This window comes from Methylocystis iwaonis, assembly GCF_027925385.1.
GTDB classification, from domain to species: Bacteria; Pseudomonadota; Alphaproteobacteria; order Rhizobiales; family Beijerinckiaceae; genus Methylocystis; species Methylocystis iwaonis.
The window spans coordinates 1284857-1306183 of sequence record NZ_AP027142.1 but is presented as its reverse complement, the minus strand read 5'-3'; the positions used below and the strand labels follow the sequence as shown (position 1 = coordinate 1306183).

The 21327-nt window shown below is 62.3% G+C and carries 22 protein-coding genes, 1 tRNA gene and 3 pseudogenes; 12 read left to right on the top strand and 14 right to left on the bottom strand.

The genetic code is table 11. The annotated features are described in order from the left end of the window. Positions 1 to 3 precede the first annotated feature (3 nt). From QMG84_RS06285 to QMG84_RS06275, 3 genes are all read right to left on the bottom strand, one after another. On the bottom strand, positions 4 to 573 hold the full coding sequence (locus tag QMG84_RS06285) for a PIN domain-containing protein (RefSeq protein WP_281931211.1): 570 nt from the start codon (positions 571 to 573) through the stop codon (positions 4 to 6). Further along, the gene (locus QMG84_RS06280; RefSeq protein WP_281931209.1) at positions 570 to 1022 is read right to left on the bottom strand and encodes an excisionase family DNA-binding protein; all 453 of its coding nucleotides are present in this window, start codon (positions 1020 to 1022) and stop codon (positions 570 to 572) included. Before QMG84_RS06280 ends, QMG84_RS06285 begins: the two co-directional genes overlap by 4 nt. Before the next feature lie 84 nt (positions 1023 to 1106). Then, positions 1107 to 1445, bottom strand: coding sequence for a hypothetical protein (locus QMG84_RS06275; RefSeq protein ID WP_281931207.1), 339 nt, complete (start codon positions 1443 to 1445; stop codon positions 1107 to 1109). 141 nt (positions 1446 to 1586) lie between these two features. Here QMG84_RS06275 and QMG84_RS06270 point away from each other — a divergent pair, with 141 nt between their 5' ends. Continuing rightward, the gene (locus QMG84_RS06270; protein ID WP_281931205.1) at positions 1587 to 1772 is read left to right on the top strand and encodes a ribbon-helix-helix domain-containing protein; all 186 of its coding nucleotides are present in this window, start codon (positions 1587 to 1589) and stop codon (positions 1770 to 1772) included. A 28-nt stretch (positions 1773 to 1800) separates the two neighbouring features. On the opposite strand, the gene QMG84_RS06265 is transcribed toward QMG84_RS06270, so the two are convergent. Beyond that, positions 1801 to 2202 carry a hypothetical protein gene (locus QMG84_RS06265; protein WP_281931204.1) on the bottom strand — a complete coding sequence of 134 codons (402 nt, stop codon included), beginning with the start codon at positions 2200 to 2202 and terminating at the stop codon, positions 1801 to 1803. 310 nt (positions 2203 to 2512) lie between these two features. Between QMG84_RS06265 and QMG84_RS06260 the strand changes: the two genes are divergently transcribed. The 4 genes and pseudogenes from QMG84_RS06260 (at position 2513) to QMG84_RS06245 (ending at position 5955) form a co-directional block, all read left to right on the top strand. Further along, positions 2513 to 3699 (top strand): IS3 family transposase gene (locus QMG84_RS06260; protein ID WP_434085976.1). Its coding sequence is split into 2 segments (ribosomal slippage): positions 2513 to 2765 and positions 2765 to 3699, totalling 1188 coding nucleotides; the frame shifts between segments, so codons are not numbered across the junction. A 20-nt stretch (positions 3700 to 3719) separates the two neighbouring features. After that, positions 3720 to 3845, top strand: a pseudogene (locus QMG84_RS06255) (IS5/IS1182 family transposase); the annotation flags it as partial. A gap of 159 nt (positions 3846 to 4004) precedes the next feature. Continuing rightward, entirely contained in the window at positions 4005 to 4481 is a 477-nt protein-coding gene (locus QMG84_RS06250; protein WP_281931201.1) for a hypothetical protein, read from the top strand. A gap of 1012 nt (positions 4482 to 5493) precedes the next feature. Further along, positions 5494 to 5955, top strand: a complete 462-nt coding sequence (locus tag QMG84_RS06245) for a hypothetical protein (RefSeq protein WP_281931200.1) — start codon at positions 5494 to 5496, stop codon at positions 5953 to 5955. Positions 5956 to 6155: 200 nt separating this feature from the next. Here the strand turns inward: QMG84_RS06245 and bktB are convergent, their stop codons facing one another. Beyond that, positions 6156 to 7343, bottom strand: coding sequence for a beta-ketothiolase BktB (bktB, locus tag QMG84_RS06240; protein ID WP_281931199.1), 1188 nt, complete (start codon positions 7341 to 7343; stop codon positions 6156 to 6158). Between the two features lie 453 nt (positions 7344 to 7796). On the opposite strand from bktB, the pseudogene QMG84_RS06235 reads away from it, so the two are divergent. Further along, positions 7797 to 8759, top strand: a pseudogene (locus QMG84_RS06235) (IS110 family RNA-guided transposase); the annotation flags it as partial. A gap of 789 nt (positions 8760 to 9548) precedes the next feature. Here QMG84_RS06235 and QMG84_RS06230 read toward each other — a convergent pair. Continuing rightward, a complete protein-coding gene (locus QMG84_RS06230; protein WP_281931198.1) occupies positions 9549 to 9749 on the bottom strand; it encodes a hypothetical protein in 201 nt (66 codons plus the stop codon). An 83-nt stretch (positions 9750 to 9832) separates the two neighbouring features. Between QMG84_RS06230 and QMG84_RS06225 the strand changes: the two are divergent. The 5 genes and pseudogenes from QMG84_RS06225 to QMG84_RS06205 form a co-directional block, all read left to right on the top strand. Beyond that, a pseudogene (locus tag QMG84_RS06225) lies at positions 9833 to 9883 on the top strand (hypothetical protein); the annotation flags it as partial. A gap of 134 nt (positions 9884 to 10017) precedes the next feature. Next, positions 10018 to 10290 (top strand): DUF3363 domain-containing protein, encoded by a 273-nt coding sequence (locus QMG84_RS06220; RefSeq protein ID WP_281931197.1) that lies wholly within the window; start codon positions 10018 to 10020, stop codon positions 10288 to 10290. 117 nt (positions 10291 to 10407) lie between these two features. Next, positions 10408 to 11049, top strand: a complete 642-nt coding sequence (locus QMG84_RS06215) for a type IV secretory system conjugative DNA transfer family protein (protein WP_281931195.1) — start codon at positions 10408 to 10410, stop codon at positions 11047 to 11049. A gap of 330 nt (positions 11050 to 11379) precedes the next feature. Continuing rightward, positions 11380 to 11517 (top strand): hypothetical protein, encoded by a 138-nt coding sequence (locus tag QMG84_RS06210; protein WP_281931194.1) that lies wholly within the window; start codon positions 11380 to 11382, stop codon positions 11515 to 11517. Between the two features lie 424 nt (positions 11518 to 11941). After that, a complete protein-coding gene (locus QMG84_RS06205; protein ID WP_350356510.1) occupies positions 11942 to 13603 on the top strand; it encodes a recombinase family protein in 1662 nt (553 codons plus the stop codon). On the opposite strand, the gene QMG84_RS06200 is transcribed toward QMG84_RS06205, so the two are convergent. The 8 genes from QMG84_RS06200 to QMG84_RS06165 form a co-directional block, all read right to left on the bottom strand. Next, positions 13560 to 13636, bottom strand: a tRNA-Met gene (locus QMG84_RS06200). The two genes, QMG84_RS06205 and QMG84_RS06200, sit on opposite strands and share 44 nt — an antisense overlap. A gap of 69 nt (positions 13637 to 13705) precedes the next feature. Beyond that, on the bottom strand, positions 13706 to 14497 hold the full coding sequence (locus QMG84_RS06195) for an NAD kinase (protein ID WP_202073818.1): 792 nt from the start codon (positions 14495 to 14497) through the stop codon (positions 13706 to 13708). 117 nt (positions 14498 to 14614) lie between these two features. After that, positions 14615 to 15529: an ROK family protein gene (locus tag QMG84_RS06190; protein ID WP_281931192.1), complete on the bottom strand. Its 915-nt coding sequence runs from the start codon at positions 15527 to 15529 to the stop codon at positions 14615 to 14617. Then, positions 15526 to 16299, bottom strand: a complete 774-nt coding sequence (locus tag QMG84_RS06185; RefSeq protein WP_281931190.1) for a pentapeptide repeat-containing protein — start codon at positions 16297 to 16299, stop codon at positions 15526 to 15528. The genes QMG84_RS06190 and QMG84_RS06185 overlap by 4 nt, the downstream gene beginning before the upstream one ends. A 410-nt stretch (positions 16300 to 16709) precedes the next feature. Beyond that, positions 16710 to 17168 carry a ribonuclease HI gene (gene rnhA / locus QMG84_RS06180; RefSeq protein WP_281931188.1) on the bottom strand — a complete coding sequence of 153 codons (459 nt, stop codon included), beginning with the start codon at positions 17166 to 17168 and terminating at the stop codon, positions 16710 to 16712. Continuing rightward, complete coding sequence (thrB, locus tag QMG84_RS06175) at positions 17165 to 18112, bottom strand: homoserine kinase (protein WP_281931187.1); 948 nt, start codon at positions 18110 to 18112, stop codon at positions 17165 to 17167. Before thrB ends, rnhA begins: the two co-directional genes overlap by 4 nt. A gap of 25 nt (positions 18113 to 18137) precedes the next feature. Beyond that, positions 18138 to 19106, bottom strand: a complete 969-nt coding sequence (gene ispH / locus QMG84_RS06170; RefSeq protein ID WP_202073823.1) for a 4-hydroxy-3-methylbut-2-enyl diphosphate reductase — start codon at positions 19104 to 19106, stop codon at positions 18138 to 18140. A 367-nt stretch (positions 19107 to 19473) separates the two neighbouring features. After that, the gene (locus QMG84_RS06165; RefSeq protein ID WP_202073824.1) at positions 19474 to 19641 is read right to left on the bottom strand and encodes a Flp family type IVb pilin; all 168 of its coding nucleotides are present in this window, start codon (positions 19639 to 19641) and stop codon (positions 19474 to 19476) included. Between the two features lie 287 nt (positions 19642 to 19928). Here QMG84_RS06165 and QMG84_RS06160 point away from each other — a divergent pair, with 287 nt between their 5' ends. Then, the gene (locus QMG84_RS06160; protein ID WP_281931186.1) at positions 19929 to 21317 is read left to right on the top strand and encodes a glutamate--cysteine ligase; all 1389 of its coding nucleotides are present in this window, start codon (positions 19929 to 19931) and stop codon (positions 21315 to 21317) included. The last annotated feature ends 10 nt before the right edge of the window (positions 21318 to 21327 follow it).

Genomic DNA, 21327 nt, shown 5'->3' with positions numbered 1-21327 from the left:
TGCTCAAATCATCCCGCCGAGCGCATCGGCCGTCGCCGGCAGGCCTTGCCGCTTCATGACTTCCAAGACCTCGCGAAGAGATTGCGGCGGGTTTTTCCGGTTCTCGCATAGCTCGCGGAAGGCCGAGAGAGCCAGCTCCCTACTCTCGCTCAGCACCCGCGACAGGAAAGCGTCGGGGTGTTCGGCGACGAGGCCGAGCGGCGCGAGCACGGATTCCGGAAAATCCCGCAGGTTCGCCGTGACGATGAATTGCGCCCCGCAGTGGAGCGCGGCGGCGACCACGTGCCGGTCATCAGCATCGGGGAGCGTAATGCCCTCGATGCGGTGTTCGTATCCTTCAACAAGCGCATCGAGAACATGCGCATCCATCAGCTCGCGCGTCCTCTCCAACTGGACGCGGGAAATATCCGGCCGGTCGCGCAGAAGCGACCGCATCCATTCGTCATGCACCCGCGCCGACCAGTGCGCTCGAAACAAGTCGGCGACGGCAAAGTGCATCAGCAGGTTGCGAAGAAGTGCGGGATAGAGAACGCTCGCATCAAGGAACGCGACAGGCAAAAGGGCTTCAATCATTCAAGCCCCAAGGCTTGGTCATGCGCGGCCAGTTCGGCGAGCGCTTCGCGTCGTTTGGCGCGGTTTGCGGCTTTGTAGGCGAGCACATCTTGAAGGGGCAGCCGGCGCTGATTGCCGACCATCCGCGCCGGAAGAATCCCCTTCTCAACCATGCCGACGAGATGGGGGCGCGAGACGTTCAACAGGCTTGCCGCTTGTTGCGTCGTGACTTCCGCCTCGACGGGGACGAGCGACACCGCCTTGCCGGCGGCAATCGCCTTGAGAATATCCTTCAGCATTTCCGTGACGAGCGGCGGCAGGTCGAGCGTTGTCTCCTGCCCTGCCGCGCTCACTTGCACGTTGAGCGCAGCGCCGGCCGCGTCGCTGCGTTCGAGCGCGACTTGTACGGCTTTGGCGAGCGCCGCATCTTCGCGGGAAGGCACAATCGGGTCTGCAAGGGCGTGAGCCATGTGGAAGCCTCCTAAATTTCAAAGCACTATACCACTTTTTAGAAATAGACGCAATACTCGAAATACTCGAAACAGCCTGAACTGCTAGCAAGTCAGCAATTTAGCATGGACGCCGCTATTTCCCCCCATCACCGCGAATTCCCAGCCGACCGACACGCTTTCCCACGGGCCGAAGCTTTTCCCGTCCGAAGATTTCCGCACCTGAATTTGCACATCGGCCGAACCCTTCGAGGGCAGCGCCGTGCCTGAAACCTTGCAGCAGAAGGCGATATTCAGCACGACGACGCTATCCGGCCGGATCGTAGTGGCGTTGCTTTCCGTTTTCGCCTTGTCGTCTGTCAGGCAGCGGCTTCCGCTCCAGCAGACCGCAATCCCCTTCACGTCCGGCCCGCTCAGGCTCGTGGCGGTGTAGGCGTTCCCCACATCGTCATTCGCCGCCGGTTCTGTGCCGACGAAGGCTTGCAGCGTCTTGCCCGACAGGGCGGGAATTGACGGACGAGCAGACGGGGGAGGTCAAATCCTATGGCCGCAAGGAGCGCGTGATTTTCGAGGACGCGCGAGGGCATGAAGAAGCTTCTCACCCCCATCGAGCCGGAAATGCACAAGCGGCTCAAAATGCTGGCCGTCCGGCATGAGACCACGCTTGAAGCGCTCACCCGCGCCGCGCTCGCCGCCTATCTTTCCAAGCATGATACCTGCCGTAGCCGCGCCCCGACCGCGAGTGCCTCGGCGCCGGCGTTGCTCACGTGATGACAGGCTGGCCGAGCTAACCTGGCGCTCAGTCGCCCGTGCCACTCTTGCTCTGCGGCGTTAGAGAGATGTCACGGTCACCGGCCTTGTGTTGAATCGAGCCCTCCGTTCGACCTAGCTTTCTGCCGATTTGGCTCGGCGTGAGCTGATCAGCCGCGAGTTGCTTGAGTTCCTCGATATTTTCCCGGGTCCATTCCCTGCTCGGATTTGGAACGGTCTCTAAGGCACTACATAAAGTCGAGATCACGCGCTGGACGACCGCGTTTTCCTCTTCGAAAAAAGCCCCCTCTTCTCGCCCGAGTTCGTCGGAAGATTCGGGCTCGCAGAGTTGCTGTCTGATATCGCAGAGCCTTTCGTTCCGGTTCAGCAAGGTTCTAAGCAAAATCTCGGCGTGTTCCCGACTAAGCGTGAGCGTGATTTCTCCTGTCATCGTGTTCTCCTCGACGCTTCTCCAGATGGTGCACGAAGGAGCTGCCGACAGACATCTATGATTTTATTTCGGAATTGTTGAATGGCGCGGTCGAGCCGTGCGCCTGAAGTTTGTCGTCGTCTTCTCCTCGGCTGCGCCAGTGACCCGCCCACGTCAGTAGAAAATTGGGCAGCCGGTTTCATCTGCGCCCGCACTCCAAAAACCTTGATCACCCTTGCAGCGACAGAGCGGCGCCGGAAGTATTGCCAGCGGCGCGCTCATCTCCTTCCGCCGCCTTGCGGAGGCGGCGGAGGCCGGCTGATCAATCGCCTTGCGCAGAAACCGCAAGGCGGCTCTGCGGATCATCGGGATTTTGCGGGAGCATGAGGCTGGCGCGAAAGCGGCGGACTTGGCGCGCAAATATGCGGTGTCGGAGACGACGCTCTACAACTGGAAGGCCAAATTCGGCGGCATGGACGTCTCAGAGGCCAAGCGTCTGAAAGCGCTCGAGGAAGAGAACGCGCGGCTGAAGAAGCTTCTGGCCGACCAGATGCTGGAAGCGGCGGCGCTGAAGGAGCTTCTGTCAAAAAAATGGTAGGGCCCGCCGCAAAGCGCGACGCCGTCGCGCACCTTCGAGCCGTCATGGCTTTGTCGGAGCGCCGGGCCTGCCAGATTGTCGCCGTCGATCGCTCGACCGCCCGCTACGTCTCGAAGCGGCCGGCGGACAAGCCGTTGCGGGAACGACTGCGCGAACTCGCCAATGAGCGCCGCCGCTTCGGTTATCGGCGTCTGTTCGTTCTTTTGCGGCAGGAGGGCGAGACCTCGGGCAAGAACCGCATCTACCGGCTCTATCGCGAGGAAGGACTGACGGTGAGGAAGCGCCGCGCCCGTCGCCGGGCGGTCGGAGCACGTGCGCCCATTCCTGTCGAGGCGAGGCCGAACGCACGCTGGTCCCTGGACTTCGTGCATGACCAGTTCGCCTGTGGCCGGCGGTTCCGCATCCTCAACATCGTCGACGACGTCACGCGCGAATGTCTGGCGGCGATCCCCGACACGTCGATCTCGGGCAGGCGCGTCGCCCGTGAGCTGTCGGCGCTGATCCGGCGGCGCGGCAAGCCGGGCATGATCGTTTCGGACAACGGCACGGAATTCACCTCGAACGCCGTTCTGTCGTGGTCGAGCGAGAACAAGATCGAATGGCGTTACATTGCGCCGGGCAAGCCGATGCAGAATGGGTTCTGCGAGAGCTTCAATGGGCGCATGCGTGACGAGCTGTTGAACGAGACGCTGTTCTTCGGGCTCGACCATGCGCGCGAGAAGATCCGCGATTGGGTTCACGACTACAACCATCGGCGACCGCACTCGGCGCTCGGATATGCGACGCCCGCGGCCTTCACGGCCAATCTCACCGCAACAGGCGATCGGCTCCGCAACCCTGACCAGCTCCGCCGAGCGCCTGTTGCTACATTCGCGCCCTCGGGCGTATCAACCCAAAGGACTCAACTCGCCGCTGGATGAAAGTTCAGGGGCAGGTCAGGATCAAGACGGTCGCCGGGCAGGAAAAAACGAAGTTCCGGGGCTGCGACAGGGTCGGCTTCGCGTTCACCTTCGCAGCCGCCGCCTATAATCTGGTCCGGCTGCCGAAGCTGCTCGCCGCGGCGTGACGAGAGGGAGCGCACTACGCGCCCCCAAGCAAGATAGACCGCCGTGAACACGACCTGAAAATACCGCTCGAAGCGGAATGACTACGGCGCGAACCCCTTTTTCAACGGCCTGTTAGACGTGAACGCGACAACGCCTCGCTCAGTTTGGGGGCGAGCAGGTTGAATTTGAAAATTCCTGGCCTGACCGGCGTGGAAAACCATCCCGATCAGTCCCATATTTTGGAAATGACAAACGTAAAAAAAGTTGCGACGGACGCCGACAGGAAAGCTTTCGAAAATTGGGATAATGAGGGTGGCGCTCCGACGTCTCGCAAGCAGGCGCTGCCCGATAATCCAGAACGCACTGGCGATGCTACCCAGTTCGCTAAGCGAAACCTAGATAGGACAGAGAGAACAACCGTGGCTGGTAGGGTGAAAAATATTGAACAGCACCCAGATGGAAGGCTGGTTTTTAACATTTGCGTGAACGGTCCCGAGCGGAAGATGGACCTTGTGGTCTCAATACAAGACAAGGGAACTGTGGCTCGGAACGATGAGGCGGTCCTTCGTACCGCGCTCCGCTTTGCCGAGGATCTCGCCAATTCCCTTCGTCAGCGGCTCGAAAAACAAGTCGCTGAGATGAAACCGCTCATTTAAAACTTCTACACGCGACAACGCGGTTTCGTCTCAACGCCATCTCTTGCCCAATCGCTGACTCCAAAATACGCACGCGGTGGTTCCGCGCCGTGGGATTAAAGCCGAGGGATGCGAGCTGCGCTGATCGATACGTGCCTTGTCACTGTCCGACTTAGATGTCGATCTTGGATGCGTCCAGCTCGTGCTCGGCAACTTCCTTCCTCAGATCTTCAGCAACAACCCGTCGCCGCGACGCCAGTCGGGGCATTAGGAATCCACAAGTCCGCGCTAGGAAAATTCGTTCTTGGGCAACCAGGCCCGCAGCCTTGGGCTAACTCTCAACGCTTCTCTTTTTCAATATCCTTCAACGCCACCATCGTGCGCTCTACGACTGCGCTTTCGACCTTGAAAAAGACGGCCTCCTCGCGTTCCATTTCGTCGGCTGCTCCGTCTCGCGAGCGGTTGTCGAATATCGGAATGTCTTTCCGACAGCAGCTGCAAAACCCGTAAAAGCTCGGCCGCTTCCGTCTGGCTTAGACTCAGCGTCACTTCATTTCCCCTCGCACTCTCCGCGCCTTCCTTAAAATGGAGAGCGTAAGAGATATTTTCATAGGCCCTTCCTTCAGATGGAGATTTTTGCTTAAGTTCGACCCAGGCTCGTGTCGGGCTGGCCCTCGTCATATTCTCGTCGAGCTGCAGCGCTGGCCCCGAGGAATGCCGCACACTCATCGCTATGCCCCTGAGCTCTACGGGCGCCATGAGATGGCTCCAGACTCCGTGCTAACTCAATACGGCAATCCCGCGAAGATGTGCGCGCTTTTCGTATCGATTTGCGATTGGACGGTATAGCGGTCCAGCTCATGTGTACTGGCTATGCGGCATACCTTTGATTCTCTACCTTTGCGGGCCTCAGTAATTTAAGGACGCTTCTCCCGCAGCATCGCTTTACTTGGGCCGGATTCAGTGTCAATTTAGAACGGGATGACGAGTGACCAACCTAACTTCGCCTCTTCTCGCCACGAGGAAAGTTGCAATGGTTACAAATAGTCTGCAATTGAGCGCTGAGGAAGTTATCCGTTTTCTTCGCGCCGATATCGAGGCTGAACCTGGTCATCATGAACTGAATATCTCCGTGACTAAGCGATATCTGATCCACGAGGACTGCAACGCAAGCTACGGAGTGACGAACGGCCAGGATTTTGATCTTATCAATTCAATTGTAAAGATGTCAGTCGAACCTATTGGCGAAAACGTGTGCTGGACACTTGACGCGGTCGTCGAGCGAACAGTTGGTCCGGTTGAAACTTTTATAGAAGACAAGTTTGCATTCGAGGAGCTGAACCTGGACGAGTTCGAGGCGGAGCTCCGCATCCCCGGAAAGAAGCGGATTATGCTGCGTCTCGAGGCGCTCGCCCCTGACAGCCGTGAGAGTTTCAATCATTGGCTTGCCGCCGCGCGGGCTCGACATCTCCGGGGGGACATGCCTACCACATAAGTCCCATTGATAACGATGAGCCGAGCCGTCGGCGATTCGCCAACATCTCTGCCGCTCCGCATTGCATACGCCTCGTCGGAGGGATCGTGCATGTTGACGCGGCATTGCGCCGCGTCGGCAAAACGACCTCGGGACTTCGGCGTAGGTTGCGCCGAACTGCTGCTCGCGAAAGAAAGCCGGCCCCGGTTTTTTGACAGCTGTTACGCTGCCGCGAGAAGCAAGGCGATTCCCTGGCCGCCGCCGATGCACATGGTGGCCAGCGCGTGGCGGCCATTGATTCGGTTCATTTCGTAGGCGGCCTTGAGGGTAATGATGGCGCCGGTTGCGCCGATGGGATGGCCCAGGGCGATGGCGCCGCCATTTGGGTTGGTCCGCTCCGCCGGAAAATCGAGCTCCTTTGCGACGGCCAAAGCTTGAGCGGCGAAAGCTTCATTGGCTTCGATCACGTCGAGTTCGGCAACGGATAAGCCGGCTTTAGCGAGAAGTTTGCGAACCGCAGTTATGGGACCGACGCCCATCTCCTCGGGCGCGACGCCCGAATGGGCATAGGCGACCAGACGGGCGAGCGGCTTCAGTCCGCGTTTCTCGGCCGCGTTGGCTTCCATCAGCACTATCGCCGCCGCGGCGTCGTTTATCCCCGAAGCGTTGGCGGCGGTTACCGATCCGTCCTTGACAAAGGCGGGCCTCAGCTTGGCGAGACTGTCGATCGTGACGTCGCGGCGCACATGTTCGTCGGCGTCAAAAGACACGGGACCTTTCCCGGTCTTGATCTCCAGCGGAACAATCTGATCCTTGAAGCGGCCATCGTCGATGGCCGCCGCCGCCCGGCGATGGCTCTCGACGGCGAAGCGATCCTGCTCTTCTCGGCCGATCTGCCATTTCTGGGCCACCGTCTCAGCCGTAACGCCCATATGACCATGACCGAAAGGATCGGTGAGGGCGCCGGTCATGGCGTCGATCATACTGGCGTCGCCCATCCGTTGTCCCCAACGCAGGGCAGGAGCCATATAGGCGCTACGGCTCATGCTCTCGGCGCCGCCGGCCACGGCGGCGTCGATATCCCCCAAAGCGATCATTTGAGCGGCGGAGATAATCGCTTGCATGGCGCTGCCGCATAGACGGTTGAGGGTCAGCGCAGGCGTCTCCTTTGGCAGGCCGCCCTGAATGGCCGCGACACGGGACAAATACATATCCTTTGGCTCGGTATGGATCACGTTGCCGAAGACGCAGTGGCCGATCTCCTCAGGGGCCAAAGTGGAGCGGCTTACCGCCTCGCGAACGCACATCGCTCCCAACTCGGTCGGCGGAACATCCTTGAGGGCGCCTCCGAAGTCGCCGATCGCCGTACGCACGCCGCTTACCAGAACCACGTCCCGAGCCTGAACCATAGTGTCTTTCCTCCAACGCGGCCGCGCTGCCGTCCGAGTCCTAGTGCTTGACTTTGCAAAACTTTCGGATGGCCTCCGGTTTCGGCCGAACCTGCGGCCGTTTGGCGTTTCTGGCAATCCGTAGCATTACCGAGAAATGTGGACGGACGCGGAGGGGGCCCACCGAGCGGGTTTAAAGCGTCGTCGCTTGCTGCTCCTTCGCGCGCCTCCGGCCTTTTCGCGCTCCAATTTTCGTAGATTGCGTATGTCCTCGCGCCTTTGTGCGCGAGCCCCGCGAGGGAGCGCAAGCGACCGAGTTATTGCCCGCGTAATTGGGCTTGCTGCGGGGATTGCGAAATTCCCCGGAGAGGAAGCGGCGGCTGTCCACAGTGCCTACGCAAAATCGGGATGGGTTGAGCGCTCCAAGCGACGACGGAGAACCGCCATGGAGTATTTTCCTGGATTGACGTTTCGATGGATGAAACAACAATCTGCGTCATCGACATGAAGGGGAAATTCGTGCTCGAAACCAAGGTCGAAACCGATTCCGACGCGATAGTCACGGCGCTCGGCCGCTTGCGGCGCGTCGGCCATGAGGCCGGATCCTTGTCGCCCTGGCTGCAGGTGGAACTGCAGCAGCGCGGTCTGCCGGCGGTCTGCCTCGAAGGCTATCATGCACGAGCGGCGCTGTCGGCGATGCGCAACGAGACCGACCGCACGGACGCCCAGGGGGTCGCCCATATCTTGCGAACGGGCTGGTTCAAGCAGGTTCACGTCAAGAGCGAGGGAAGTTACCGGTTGCGGCTCTTGTTGACGCACCGGCGAAACTTGAAGCGCAAGTTTCTCGACATTGAAAACGCGATCCGTCACTCGATCAGGACGTTCGGATTGAAGCTCGGCGCCGTCAGTCGCGGGCAATTCGAAGCGCGCGTTCGCGAGCTCACGGCGCGCGATGCGCTGATCGCAGGCATCGCCCATTGCATGCTGCGGGCGCGCGCTGCGCTGTGGGAGGAGTATCTGCGGCTGCACAAGCTCGTCGTCAATGCGGTGAGCAGGAATGACGTCTGCCGGCGCTTTTTGGGGATTCCGGGGATCGGGCCCATCAGCGCTTTGGCCTTCAAGACGTCGATCGACGACCCGCAGCGCTTCGGCCACTCGAAGACCGTCGGCGCCTATTTGGGATTGACGGCCAGGCGCTGGCAGTCGGGCACGTCGATCGACGTTTCCGGCCGCATCTCCAACGCGGGCGACGGCGAGGTTCGACACCCGCTTTATGAAGCGGCCAACATCATGTTGACGCGCTTCAAGGGCTTCAGCAGCCTCAAGGCCCGGGGTCTGAAGATCGCCAAGAAACGTGGTCACAAGCGCGCCTGCGTGGCGGTCGCGCGCAAGCTTTCTGTGATCATGCATGCGATGTGGCGCAATGGCTCCACGTTCCAGTTCAAGGCGCCGGCGGCGCGGGAGAAGCAGCAGACCAAGCGCGCGCCAAAGCTGCTCGCAGGTCCGGTAGGGATCCAAGTCGAGGCGCCGACACGTCGAAGTGAGGGAATCCGCGTGAGCGGAGCAACGGTTCTGATGCAGACCAAGGGCAGCACGATATCTTGCCTGTGGCGCGTTCTCGCGACCCCGCGTTAATGCTTGTGGATGATGCCCCGCGATCCCGATGCGGACATGTGCCGCGGCGCGGTTGTGACGCCGCAGAGCACGGAGGAGTGCATGGCGCTTCAGAGCTACTTTCGACGCCGGAGGGTGACTGACATGTCGACGCCAATCGTCTGCGTCATCGAACGATAACGCGCGCTTTCGCGCGCGACATCACGCTTGCCTGCGACCAACCGATGGAGGAAGATATGGCGAAGAAAGTCCGGGACGACGCCCAATTAGGAGGGCAAGATAAAAGGGACAGCCTGCGGCTTTGTCCAGCGGTCGGTTTGTCGTTGCGCTTCAAAGCATTCACACAGGCTGCAATTTGCATTGCGCAGCCTTTCGCTCGTGGCAAGTCATTGCGACGGCGTATCAATTTCCACCTCGCCTACGCTTAGCGACGTCGCGTGACGATGACATTCGTATCCGCGCGGCGCCGGGCGCGGCGCCTTCGGCCGCGGGCGCTCTCGGGACCAGACTGGACTGGAGGGCGATCGACCATTGGAACACCGAGCATCCCCACATCCATGTCCTGATGCGGGGCCGGGCCAATGACGGCGGCGATATCGTTATCAGCCGCGACTAGATCAGCCACGGGCTTCCCATCCGGGCCGAGCGGCTTGTCACCTTGAGTTCGGCCCCCGCAGCGAGCAGGAGATTCGTCAGTCGCTCGGGCTGCAGGTCGACGCCTGCCGCTGGATGCCGCTCGATCAGGCGCTGGCGCGCGAAGCGAGGTCGCAGGATTGCCTCGTCGACCTTCGGCCGAACGCCGGTCAGGAGCATGATGTCGAGCGGTCGATGCTGATCGGCTTGGCCGCAAGCTTGAGAGGCTTGGCCTCGCCGCACGGCTCGGCCCCGACCAATGGATAATCGGCGAGGAAGCCGAGAACGTCCTGCGCGCGCTCGGCGAACGCGGCGACATTGTCAAGCGCATCCATCAGAATGAGCACGCGATTGAACGTGTCGCCGCCAACTTTGCGATGTGCGCCGCGAGCCGATTATCGGCCGCCTCATCTCGCGTGGTCTCGACGAGAACTCAAGGGCTCGGCCTTTGCGATCATCGCGTCGACGTCGCAGGCATCACGTTCGGCTCAAAGACCTCGACGCCACGAGCGACAGCGGGACGCCCCATCTCGTCCTTGCCGTTCGATCCGACCTTTCGATCGAGGAGCAAATCAACGCGACAGGCGAGACCTGGCTCGATCGACGCCTCATCGCCACGGAGCGCCTGCCCCTATCGGATTTGGGCTTCGACCGCGAGGTCCGGGACGCCATGGAAGCGCGCGCCGACCATCTCGGCGCTGAAGCGCTCGCCCATCGCTAATGCCAGCGCTCCTCTTTGCACGCGATCTTCTCGACGCTCAGGGGTCCTGTCGACCGCCGTGTACTTCCTTGGGCTCCGCCGGGACCCTGTCGTCGCGAAGGTCACGCGGCGCTGCAATTGGCGCATCGCCATCTTGTCTCCGCCGAGAATCCGCGACGACGCTATCTCGTCGTCCCGCCGTCCGACACCTCCCGAACCAAGCCGCTCGTGCACCTTATCTTGAACCAGATCGGGCGGCGCCTGACCGAGGAGCTGGAGTCCAAGCAGCGACGCCATCGCCTGCTGCTCACATTGGGCGAACTCCCGGCGTTGGGCCAGCTGGACTGCTTCGAGTCGGCGCTCGCCTTCACGGTCGGCTACGGTCTCAAGAGCTTCCTCATCGCCCAGTCGCTCAATCAGGTCGAGAAGGCCTATGGCCCCAACAACGCCATTCTCGACAATTGTCATGTCAGACTGTCCTTCGCGACCAATGACGATCGCACGGCTAAGCGCGTCTCCGACGCCCCTCGGCGCCGCGACGGAAATGCGCGCAATGAAGAACTACGCTGGCCATCGGTTGAGCCCTTGGCTCGGCACCTGATGGTCCCGCGCCACGAAACCGAGCGGGAGCTGTTGACGCCGGGCGAGGTCATGCAGCTGCCGACGGCCGACGAAATCATCCTCGCCTCCGGCCTGCCGCCGATCCGCGCCCAGAACGCGCGCTACTATGACGACCGTCGGTTGATGGACGGATACTGCCGCCCCCGCTCCCAACGGTGAAACCGGATCCGACCAAAATCCTGCGAATGGTGGAATCCGCCGTGAGCCAGAACTTCCGGAGCACGAGGACGTCGCGCCGCTCGAACCGACCCTTGGCCCGCCGCTCGAAGCTTTCATCGCCGACGAACCGGACGATGAAGAAGCGATCAAGGCCCGCCTGCTCCGCAATCAGGGTCGTGCGCTCGCTCGCCAACTCGCCGCGAAAGAGCGCGCGCCGAAATCGTCGATCGCCTTGCGGCGATCATTTCCTTCCTGACTGCAGACGATGCTGTCTGTTGGGAGGCGGCGCTGACCCGACGGCTCGACCAGCACACCCGCTCCGTCGATCGCGTGGAGCGCGGCCTCGAATTCTCGGTCGAGGCGCTGGCGCTCTATATCCGCTCCTGGCTCACCGCAACGCCGCCCTTACCAGAGGGCGCGCAAGCGGCGGCACAGGCCAAGGGCGAGAGCTTCATCGAGGCTGCATAAGGCGTCCGCACTTAATCGGCGGTAACGGGCCTGTTTCCTTCTTCCCTCGGTGCCACACTTCATGGCCTTAAAGACAAATCGAAAGCACCCGGCATCCGATTTGCGCGCAAAGATAGCCTTTGCTTCGACTCGCAGCGCGCTCGACTTTCGACAATTGGATTGCGCAGCCATGATCGGAATATGGACAACTTTGGAAGGATCATACGGCCCAAGAGAACTCTGCATGCTGTTGCCGTCTCCGAGAGCGGCGCGAACCGGCATTCATGTCCTGAGAGAGACAAGGACTCGCCATTAGATTGTCCTCTATCACAGCTTCAGCAAAATGGCGTGAATCAGTTAGAAAAACGGGCCTTGCAAGTCGCAGCGGATAGCGCGATTCTTCGTATTGCGCGCGCTCTCGCTCGCCAGGCCGCGCGAGAAGATCATGCACGAGAGTGCGCTGACAAGGCCCGAGAAAATGATACGTGCAGCGATCTACGCCCGCTTTTCGACCGATCTTCAGGATGAACGCTCGATAGAAGATCAAGTCAATCTTTGCAAAAATTACGCTGAGCGCGAGCAGCTTCATGTCGTCGCGGTATTCGATGATCGCGCGCGCTCCGGCGGATCAATTCTCGGCCGCGACGGTTTGCTTGCTCTCATGGATAAAGCGCGCGAAAGGGCGTTTGAAGTGATTGTTGTTGAAGCCCTCGACCGCCTCTCCCGGGATATGGAGGACCTCGCTGGCATTCACAAACGCCTGTCGTTCTTGGGTATTGAAATCCGCGCGGTTCATGAAGGCGTTGTGAACACCGTTTTGGTTGGCTTGCGCGGTTTGGTCGGGCAGCTCTACCGCGAAGACAATGCGCACAAGGTGCGAAGGGGACAGGCGGGACGCATCGCCAAAGGCCTAAATGCGGGCGGTCTCACCTATGGTTACGCGCCCGCGCCCGGCGCCCGTGGGAGGCGAATAATCGTCGAGGCGGAAGCGGAAATCGTACGCCGAATTTTTAGCGATTATGTCGATGGACGCACGCCGCGCGACATAGCTCGCGGCCTCAACGCGGAGCTGATCACCCCGCCTCGTGGTAGGGCGTGGAACGCTTCTACAATCAACGGAAATATGCGACGCGGAAACGGGATCCTGAACAACGAACTTTACGCGGGTCGGCTGGTTTGGAACAAGGTCCGCATGGTCAAGGATCCGGACACGGGGAAGCGAATCTCTCGCCCAAACGCCGAGAGCGATTGGCAGGCGACTGAGGTTCCTAGCTTAGCAATTGTCAGCCGAGAGCTTTTTGACGCTGCCCAGAGGCGAAAGAAAGCGCGCAGCGTCACGCACCCAAGTCAGCAACGTCGCCCCCGTCATATTCTATCGGGATTGTTAAAATGCGGGGCATGCGGCGCCGGGATGGCGAGCAATGGCAAGGATCCATCTGGACGTATTCGCATCCGATGCTCGGCCGCGACCGAGAGTGGGATATGTCCAGATCCAAAGACCTTCTATCTCGACACTGTTGAAGCCGCTGTCCTCAATGGACTGACGACAGAACTCCGACACCCCGGAGTCATCGCCGAATACGTTCGGACTTATCAAGCCGAGCGTAAGCGGCTCACCGCCGAAGCGAGTCGCAATCGGGTGCGGCTCGAGCGTCGGCTGGGAGAGCTAAACCGTGAAATTGACCGTCTTGTCGATGCCATCGCAAAGGGCCAGGGCGACCCGGCTGTTCTGGGTCCCAAGTCGACGGTCTTGGACGGCGAACGAAAAAAACTCGCCGCGGAATTAGGGGAGGCGGGTCCCTCCGAGGAGGCCGTCTCCCTGCATCCGGCCATGCTCGCACGCTACGAGGAGCAGCTGACTCGTCTCCAGGCTGCTTTGGCGGGTGGGATCAGAGACGGTGACACCGAGTGTTCAGAGGCGATTCGGGACTTGGTCGAGACAGTCACCGTGTTCCGGGATAACTCCCGAGCAGGCGGTGTGCAGGTAGAGGTCTCCGGCCGCTTAACAGCCTTGCTCGGGGAGCGCGCGTACCCAAACCGGGTCAGTGGAGTGTGGGGTAAGATGGTAGCGGAGGAGGGATTCGAACCCCCGACACAGGGATTATGATTCCCCTGCTCTGGCCAACTGAGCTACTCCGCCCCAGACTGTTTCGGAGCAGTCTTGAGATGCCAGCGATATAGGTCGCGCCAGCAGTCCAAGTCAAGACCGCTAATAGCCGAATTGCTCCCGCAAAATGCGCTCTTCGAGGGAATGGCCCGGGTCGTGGAGCAGCACGAGATCGGCGTCGTGATCCATCTCTATGGTCACGAACGCCAGGTCGCGGAACTCGTCGTGATCGGCCACCACGGAAACGGGACGCTTTTCCGGCTCGAGGACTTCTATCCGGACCTTGGCCGCGTCCGGCAGCAGCGCCCCGCGCCAGCGGCGCGGACGAAAGGGCGAAATCGGCGTGAGCGCCAACAACGGCGAGTCGAGCGGCAGGATCGGCCCGTTGGCGGAGAGATTATAGGCCGATGAGCCCGCCGGCGTCGACAGCAGCACGCCGTCGGTGATCAGCTCCGGCATGCGCTCCTGGTCGTTGATGAGGATGCGCAGCTTCGCGACCTGCGACGTCTGCCTCAGCAGCGAGACTTCGTTGATCGCATGGGCGGAGAACTCGTCTCCCCGCACATTGGTGGCGTTCATCAGCAGCGGGTGGATGATCGACGCCTTGGACTCCGCGAGGCGCTTGCGAAGGTTGGTTTCGCGGTATTGGTTCATCAGAAATCCGACCGAGCCGCGGTTCATGCCATAGATCGGCTTGCCGGAATCCATGTAGTTATGCAGCGTTCGCAGCATCAGGCCGTCGCCGCCGAGCGCTACGATGCAGTCGGCCTCTTCGGGCGGAATGTCGCCGTATTTCTCGACGAGCCGCACCCGCGCCTCCTCGGCCTGAGGCGTGCCGGACGAGAGAAAAGCCAGTTTCTTAAAGGGGTTGGGGGTATCGCCGCCGGCGCCCATGTCTGCTGACTTTCCTGATTGCTCGAAAGCGTGACGACTGCGCCTATCCGCGCCCAGCGGCGCGACGTCCGAGGCAATAGGTTTTTTGTCGCTCAGTGGCAATGCCCCGGCGTCTCCTCACGCCTCCCGCCACAACCAGGCCGCGCCGCGCACGCCGCCGGAGTCGCCATGAACATTGCGCAGAATCTTCGTATCCAGCGCGTCGGTGAAGGCATGGCCCGCGACGCGCGCAGTGAGCCCGTCATAGATGCGCGCGATATTCGAAACGCCGCCGCCGAGCGCGATCACATCCGGGTCCAAAATATCGATCACCATGGCGAGGGCGCGGGCAAGACGATCTTGATAGACGTCGAGCGCGGCAAGGGCCGCCGCCTCCCCGCGCTCGGCGCGCGCGACGATCTCCTGGCCTGTCGCCGAGGCGCCGGCGCGCCGCTCATAGTCGCGCGCGAGGCCCGGCCCGGACAGAAAAGTCTCGATGCAGCCGTCATGTCCGCAGAAACAATGGGCGCCGGGATATTCGTCGGGCTGCATCCAGGGGAGCGGCGTATGCCCCCATTCGCCGCCGATGTGATTACGGCCAGCGATGATCTTGCCGTCCACGACGACGCCGCCGCCAACGCCTGTGCCAATGATGACGCCGAAGACCACGCGCGCGCCCTGCCCCGCGCCGTCGATCGCCTCCGAAAGCGCAAAGCAATTAGCGTCATTCTCGACGCGCACAGGCCGATCGAGCGCCCGCGACAGGTCGACGTCGAGCGGCTTGCCGTTGACGCATTGCGTATTGGAGCCTTTCGCCAGCCCCGTATGCGTCGAGATCGAACCGGGCGCGCCGACCCCCACCAGGCCGCGCTGGCCGGTCTCAGTTTCGATGTCGAGAACGAGCGTCGCGACAGCGCGGATGATCGCGTCATAATCATGCGCCGGAGTGGCCACGCGGCGGCGGGCGAGAATGGCGCCGGCGCGATCGAGCGCGATCGCCTCGATCTTCGTTCCGCCAAGATCGACGCCGATGCGGATGGGTCCATCGTTCATTGGCGGCGCGCGCGGTCGAGATGCTGGGCCTTTTGAAGCGGGCCTTCCATCGCCGCGTCGATTTGCGCAGAGTCGAGATCGAGGTCCTTGGTGTTGGCGCCGGCGAAAATCGCCCCGGTGAAATCGGCCCCCGAGGCGTCGGCGTTCGCGAGATTTGCGTCGCTGAAGTCGGCGCCGGCGGCATGGGCGAAACGCAAATCGGCGCTCATCAGATTGGCTTTCCGCAGCAGCGCGTTTTCGAGATGCGCCGACCGCAAGACAGCGCGCATCAGCCCCATGGACTGGTTCTTCATATCCGCTGAGAGATCCGCGTGATCGAATCTGGCGCCGCGCAGCGAGGCGCCCGTTAGATCGCCAGCGAGGCGCGCGCCGGAGAAATCGGCGCCATCGGCGTTCATCCGCTGCATCTGCGCTGCGAAGGCCTGCGCGCCCTTCAGCGAGGCCCCGGTAAGATCGGCCTCGATCAGCCAAGCCTGGTCGAGAACGGCGGCATCGAGCTTCGCGCCAGAAAGCCGAACCTTGTTGAGGCGCGCCGCGCGGAAATTGGCGCCCGAAAGATCGAGATGGGAGAGGTCGAGGCCGTTGAGGCTCTTTCCCGAGAAGTCGATATTCCGAGCGTCGAGCGCCGCCTCGACCTCGGCGCGCGTCATCTCGGATTGCGAATAGGCCGGCTGCGAAAGATCGACGCCTTTAAGCATATCCTGCGCATGAAGCGGCGTTGCAATAAGGAGCCCCGCGAAAGCGGCGCGCGCCAGAAAATGCCTGTTCATCTTCGCTCCCCGGCGCAGCGACGCGCCTCCGGCGATAAATTTACAGCAGGATGGCCCGCAGCGAAATCTGGCGGCGCGGACCGCGAGCCTTCAGGCTCGCTCAGACTGCCGCCAAAGTAGCGATGACGCCCCTCGCGCTTCGAGACGCCTGCCGCGCAGGCCCCTCAGCATGAGGGGCTTCTGCATCTACGCCAAACACTTAGGCATCATCCTGAGGAGCGAGCGCAGCTCGTGTCTCGAAGGACGAGGCCGCCTCGGAAGCTCGCTATTCTAAAAGCGAGCCTGAAGGCTCGCGGTCCGAAGGCCCGAAAAAAAGGGGCGCGGCCACGGCCATGCCCCTAGGGTCCGGAGAAGAGAAAACCCGGGATTAATCAAGAGATAGGCTTGCGCGGGCGCCGTGCAAGCCCGGCTCACCCGGGCGCGCGCCTCTGGCGCAGGAAAGGCGCCATGCCGGCGCGCGCCAGGGCGTCGGCGCGCTCGTTCATCTCGTCCCCCGCATGGCCGCGCACCCAATGCCAGGCGACGTCGTGACGCTCCTCGGCGGCCTCGAGCCGCTGCCAGAGCTCGACATTCTTCACCGGCTTACGGTCCGCAGTCTTCCAGCCGCGCGTTTTCCAGTTCTTGATCCAGGAGATGACGCCGCCACGCACATATTGAGAGTCGGTGTAGAGATCGATCGCGCAGGGTCGCGTCAGCGCCTCCAGCGCCATGATCGCGGCCATCAGCTCCATGCGGTTGTTCGTCGTTTGCGGCTCGCCGCCACAGATTTCCTTCTCGACCTCGCCAAACCGCAAGATGGCGCCCCAGCCGCCGGGGCCGGGATTGCCGGAGCAAGCCCCGTCCGTCCAGATCGCCACGCGGCGCGTCATAGAAAGGCGCCGGCCGTCTGATGGAAACGAAGCTTGGCCAGATACTCGCGCGGGTCCTTGGGCCGCACGAGCGCGCCCTTCGGCACGTCCAGCCAATCGACATAGCGCGTGAGAAGGAAACGCATCGCCGCCCCGCGCGCGAGAGTGGGAAAAGCGTCGAGCTCCGCGCCATCCAGGGGCCGAACGCGGCGGTAGGCAGAGAGAAGCGCGGCGCCCTTCTCCATGTCGAAGCGATGCGCCTCGTCGAAGCACCAGGCGTTCAGGCAGATCGCAAGATCATAGGCGTAGGCGTCGTTGCAGGCGAAATAGAAGTCGATCACGCCCGAGATCTTGTCGCCCAGAAAAAACGCATTGTCCGGGAAAAGATCGGCGTGGATCACGCCGCTCGGCAGATCGCGCGGCCAGTTCTGCTCCAGATAATCGAGCTCGGCTTCGACCGTCTCCCGCAGCCCCGGCTCAACTTCATCGGCGCGCGCGGCGGCGGGCGCGAAAAGCGGGCGCCAGGCCTCGACCGAGAGCGCATTCGGGCGGCGCAGCGGAAAATCCGCGCTGGCGAGATGCAATTGCGCCAGCGCCACGCCGAGCGCCGCGCAATGCGCGACCTCGGGGTGATGCACCGAATAGCCGTCCAGGAAAGTGACGATGACCGCCGGCCGCCCCGCGAGGCGCCCGAGCGGCTTGCCGGCCCGGTTGGGCACCGGCAGCGGGCAGGTGACGCCGCGCCGCGCGAGATGCTCCATCAGCCCGAGAAAAAACGGCAGGTCCGCCTCCGCCACGCGCCTCTCATAGAGGGTGAGGATGAAGCTTCCAGCGCTGGTGTGCAGGTAGTAGTTGGAGTTCTCGACCCCCTCGGCGATGCCCTTGCAGGAGAGGAGGTCGCCGATGTCATAGGTTGCGAGGAAAGCGAGCAGCTCCGCGTCGTCAACCTGCGTGTAAACGGCCATTGGGTTCTTTCCGGAGCGCCGCCTGTCAGGCGAGCGCCCGCAGCTCCTTCGGCAATGGGAAGGAGACGCTCTCGTCGGCCGTCGAGACGGTTTCCACGGTGATGTCATAGCGCTCGGCGAAAGCGTCCATGATTTCCTCGACGAGAACTTCCGGCGCAGAGGCGCCGGCGGTGATGCCCAGTGAGGCGATATTGCTGAAGATCGACCAGTCGATCTCGCGCCTGCCCTGCACGAGCTGGGCGGGGGCGCCGGCCCGCTCCGCCACTTCGCGCAGGCGCTGCGAATTCGAGGAATTCGGCGAGCCGACGACGATCACCGCATCGACAGTGGGCGCGACCTGCTTGACCGCCGCCTGACGGTTGGTCGTCGCGTAGCAGATGTCTTCCTTGTGCGGACCGACGATCTTGGGAAAGCGCTTCGTCAGCGCATTGACGATTTCCTGAGAGTCGTCGAGCGACAGGGTGGTCTGGGTGACATAGGCCAGATTATTCTCGTCCGGAAGGCTCAAAGCGTCGATATCCTCGACGGATTCCACGAGCACCACCGCGCCCTCGGGGAGCTGCCCCATCGTGCCGACCACCTCCGGATGGCCCGAGTGGCCGACGAGCAGCACGCGCCGCCCGCGCTTCCAGTGGATTTCCGCCTCGCGATGCACCTTGGTGACGAGCGGACAGGTGGCGTCGATGGCCAAAAACTTGCGCTCCTGCGCTTCGGCGGAGACGGATTTGGCCACGCCATGGGCGGAGAAAATCACCGGCGCGTCGGTCTGCGGGATTTCGTCGAGCTCCTCGACGAACACCGCGCCCTTGGATTTCAGCGACTCCACCACGTAACGATTATGTACGATCTCGTGACGCACATAGACAGGCGGGCCATATTTGGCGAGGGCGCGCTCGACGGCGTCGATGGCGCGCACGACGCCCGCGCAGAAGCCGCGGGGCGAGCACAGGAAAATCTTGAGCGGCGGTTTCATTCCGCGAGGCTGAGCATTCATTTGGGCGCCTTCGGCAATGGGCGCCGCGCGGCTGCGCCGGCGGCTCGAGTGGCGTCTCGCCCGTCTGGACGTCCGCCCATATTTGGCGTCGATTGGGGCGAAGCAATGTGGCGCCGGTCCGAGTCTGTCAAGCCGGCCGCCAAGGCGCTGGGCGGGAGGCTGCTCGCGCGCTTTCCGCGCGCATGGGGTCGTGCGAGCGATCAGAAAGCGCGCAGAGTCAAAAAGCTGCGGCCGGGACGCGAGCGCCCGCCGGGCGGGCGAATCCCCCGTTTCGGAAGTCCGCCTGCAGGATTTTGGGAAACGGCGACGCCGACAATAGGCGCCCGCTGCGTTTTGTCCCGGCGCGGCGCGCCAGGCGTCATCCGAGCTATTTGAGTCCGGCGGCGGCCTTGTCGTAGTACAAGGTCGACATTTTCGTGCCGATGGCCGTCGCCCCGCCGATAATGATGATGGAAACAAGAGAAGCAATCACCGCATATTCAATAGCGGTGGCCCCGCCCTCGCCTGCAATAAATCGATGAAACAAGCTGCGCATCGGGCCTCCTTTGGCAAAAGATTAAGCAGGAAAACTCTCCAAACGCTTAATTGCGACGCTCCCAATCTAGGAGCCCCGCCGCCGCCCGGCCCGATCAGCAATCCTGGCGCCAGCGGCGCCGCGGCCCGCTCTTGCATCCAATCGGCTTTTACGGCATCCATCTGCGCCGACCGCTTGGTGCCACGCCAGCCTCTCGCGTATCCTGAAACTTGGCGCGGCCCTGCCTTCCTTCACCGCGCGCTCTTTTGGTCGCCACGACCTCTATCAGACGGAAAATTAAGTCAAAAATGGCTCGCGACGTAACTGACTCGACGCCGATTGCGTCCCGGGACGCGCTCGTTGAATGGCTCGCGGCCGGTTGCAAAAGCGCCGGCGCGCCGCTGCTCGTCGGCACAGAACACGAAAAAATCGCCTTCTACTCCGATCTGCTTGCGCCGGTTCCCTATGGCTGTGACGGCGGACGCTGCGGCGTCGGCCGCCTGCTCGAAGGCGTCCAGGAAGCGACCGGCTGGGAGCCGATCATGGACCGCGACGCGCTCATCGGGCTCGCCCAGACGGACGGCGGCGGCGCGATCTCGATCGAACCAGGCGGGCAATTCGAGCTTTCGGGCGCTCCCCTGCTCGACATCCACGCGACGGACGCCGAGCTCGGCGCGCATCTCTCGGCGCTGGCCGGCGTCGCGCATTCCTTGGGCGTCCAGTTTCTTGATCTCGGCGCCAGCCCGAAATGGTCGCGCGCCGAGACGCCGGTCATGCCCAAGCAGCGTTACAAGATCATGGCCGCCTATATGCCCAAGGTCGGCGCGCGCGGCCTCGACATGATGTTTCGCACCGCGACGATCCAGGCCAATCTCGACTTCGTCAGTGAAACGGACATGGTCGAGAAAGTGAGGGTGGGGCTCGCGCTGCAGCCGCTCGTCACCGCGCTTTTCGCCAATTCGCCGTTCCTGGACGGCAAGCCCACCGGGCGGCTATCCGAACGCTCCAATATCTGGCTCGACACCGACGCCGATCGAACCGGCATGCTGCCTTTCGCCTTCGAGGAGGGGTTTGGCTTCGAGCGCTACGTCGATTACGCGCTGGACGTGCCGATGTATTTCGTCAAGCGCGGCGACGTCTATCACGATGTTGCGGGCGCGAGCTTTCGCGACCTGCTCGACGGCCGATTGCCGCAACTGCCCGGCGAGCGCGCCGTCATGTCCGATTGGGCGAATCATCTTTCGACGATCTTCCCCGAGGTCCGGATCAAGACCTATCTCGAGATGCGCGGCGCCGACGGCGGCCCGCGCGCCCATATGACCGCCCTGCCCGCGCTCTTCGCCGGACTTTTCTACGACAGCGTCGCGCTCGACCAGGCGCGCCAGCTCACCAAGGGATGGAGCGCCGCGGCCCGGCAGCAACTACGCGAGGATGTTCCTAGTCTCGCGCTCGACGCGACGATCGACGGCCGCAGCTTGCGGGAGATCGGACGCGACGTGCTCGCCCTAGCGGAGGCGGGCCTCAAGCGACGCGCGCGCGTGAATGCGGAAGGCGCAGACGAAACCATCTATCTCGCGCCGCTCCAGAAGATTGTGTCGGAAGGCCGCACCTTGGCGCAACTGCGCCTCGAGGCCTTTCACGGCGCTTGGGGCGGCTCCGTCGACGGCGCCTTCAGGGACTGCGTTATCCCACTTTGAGATTAAAAAT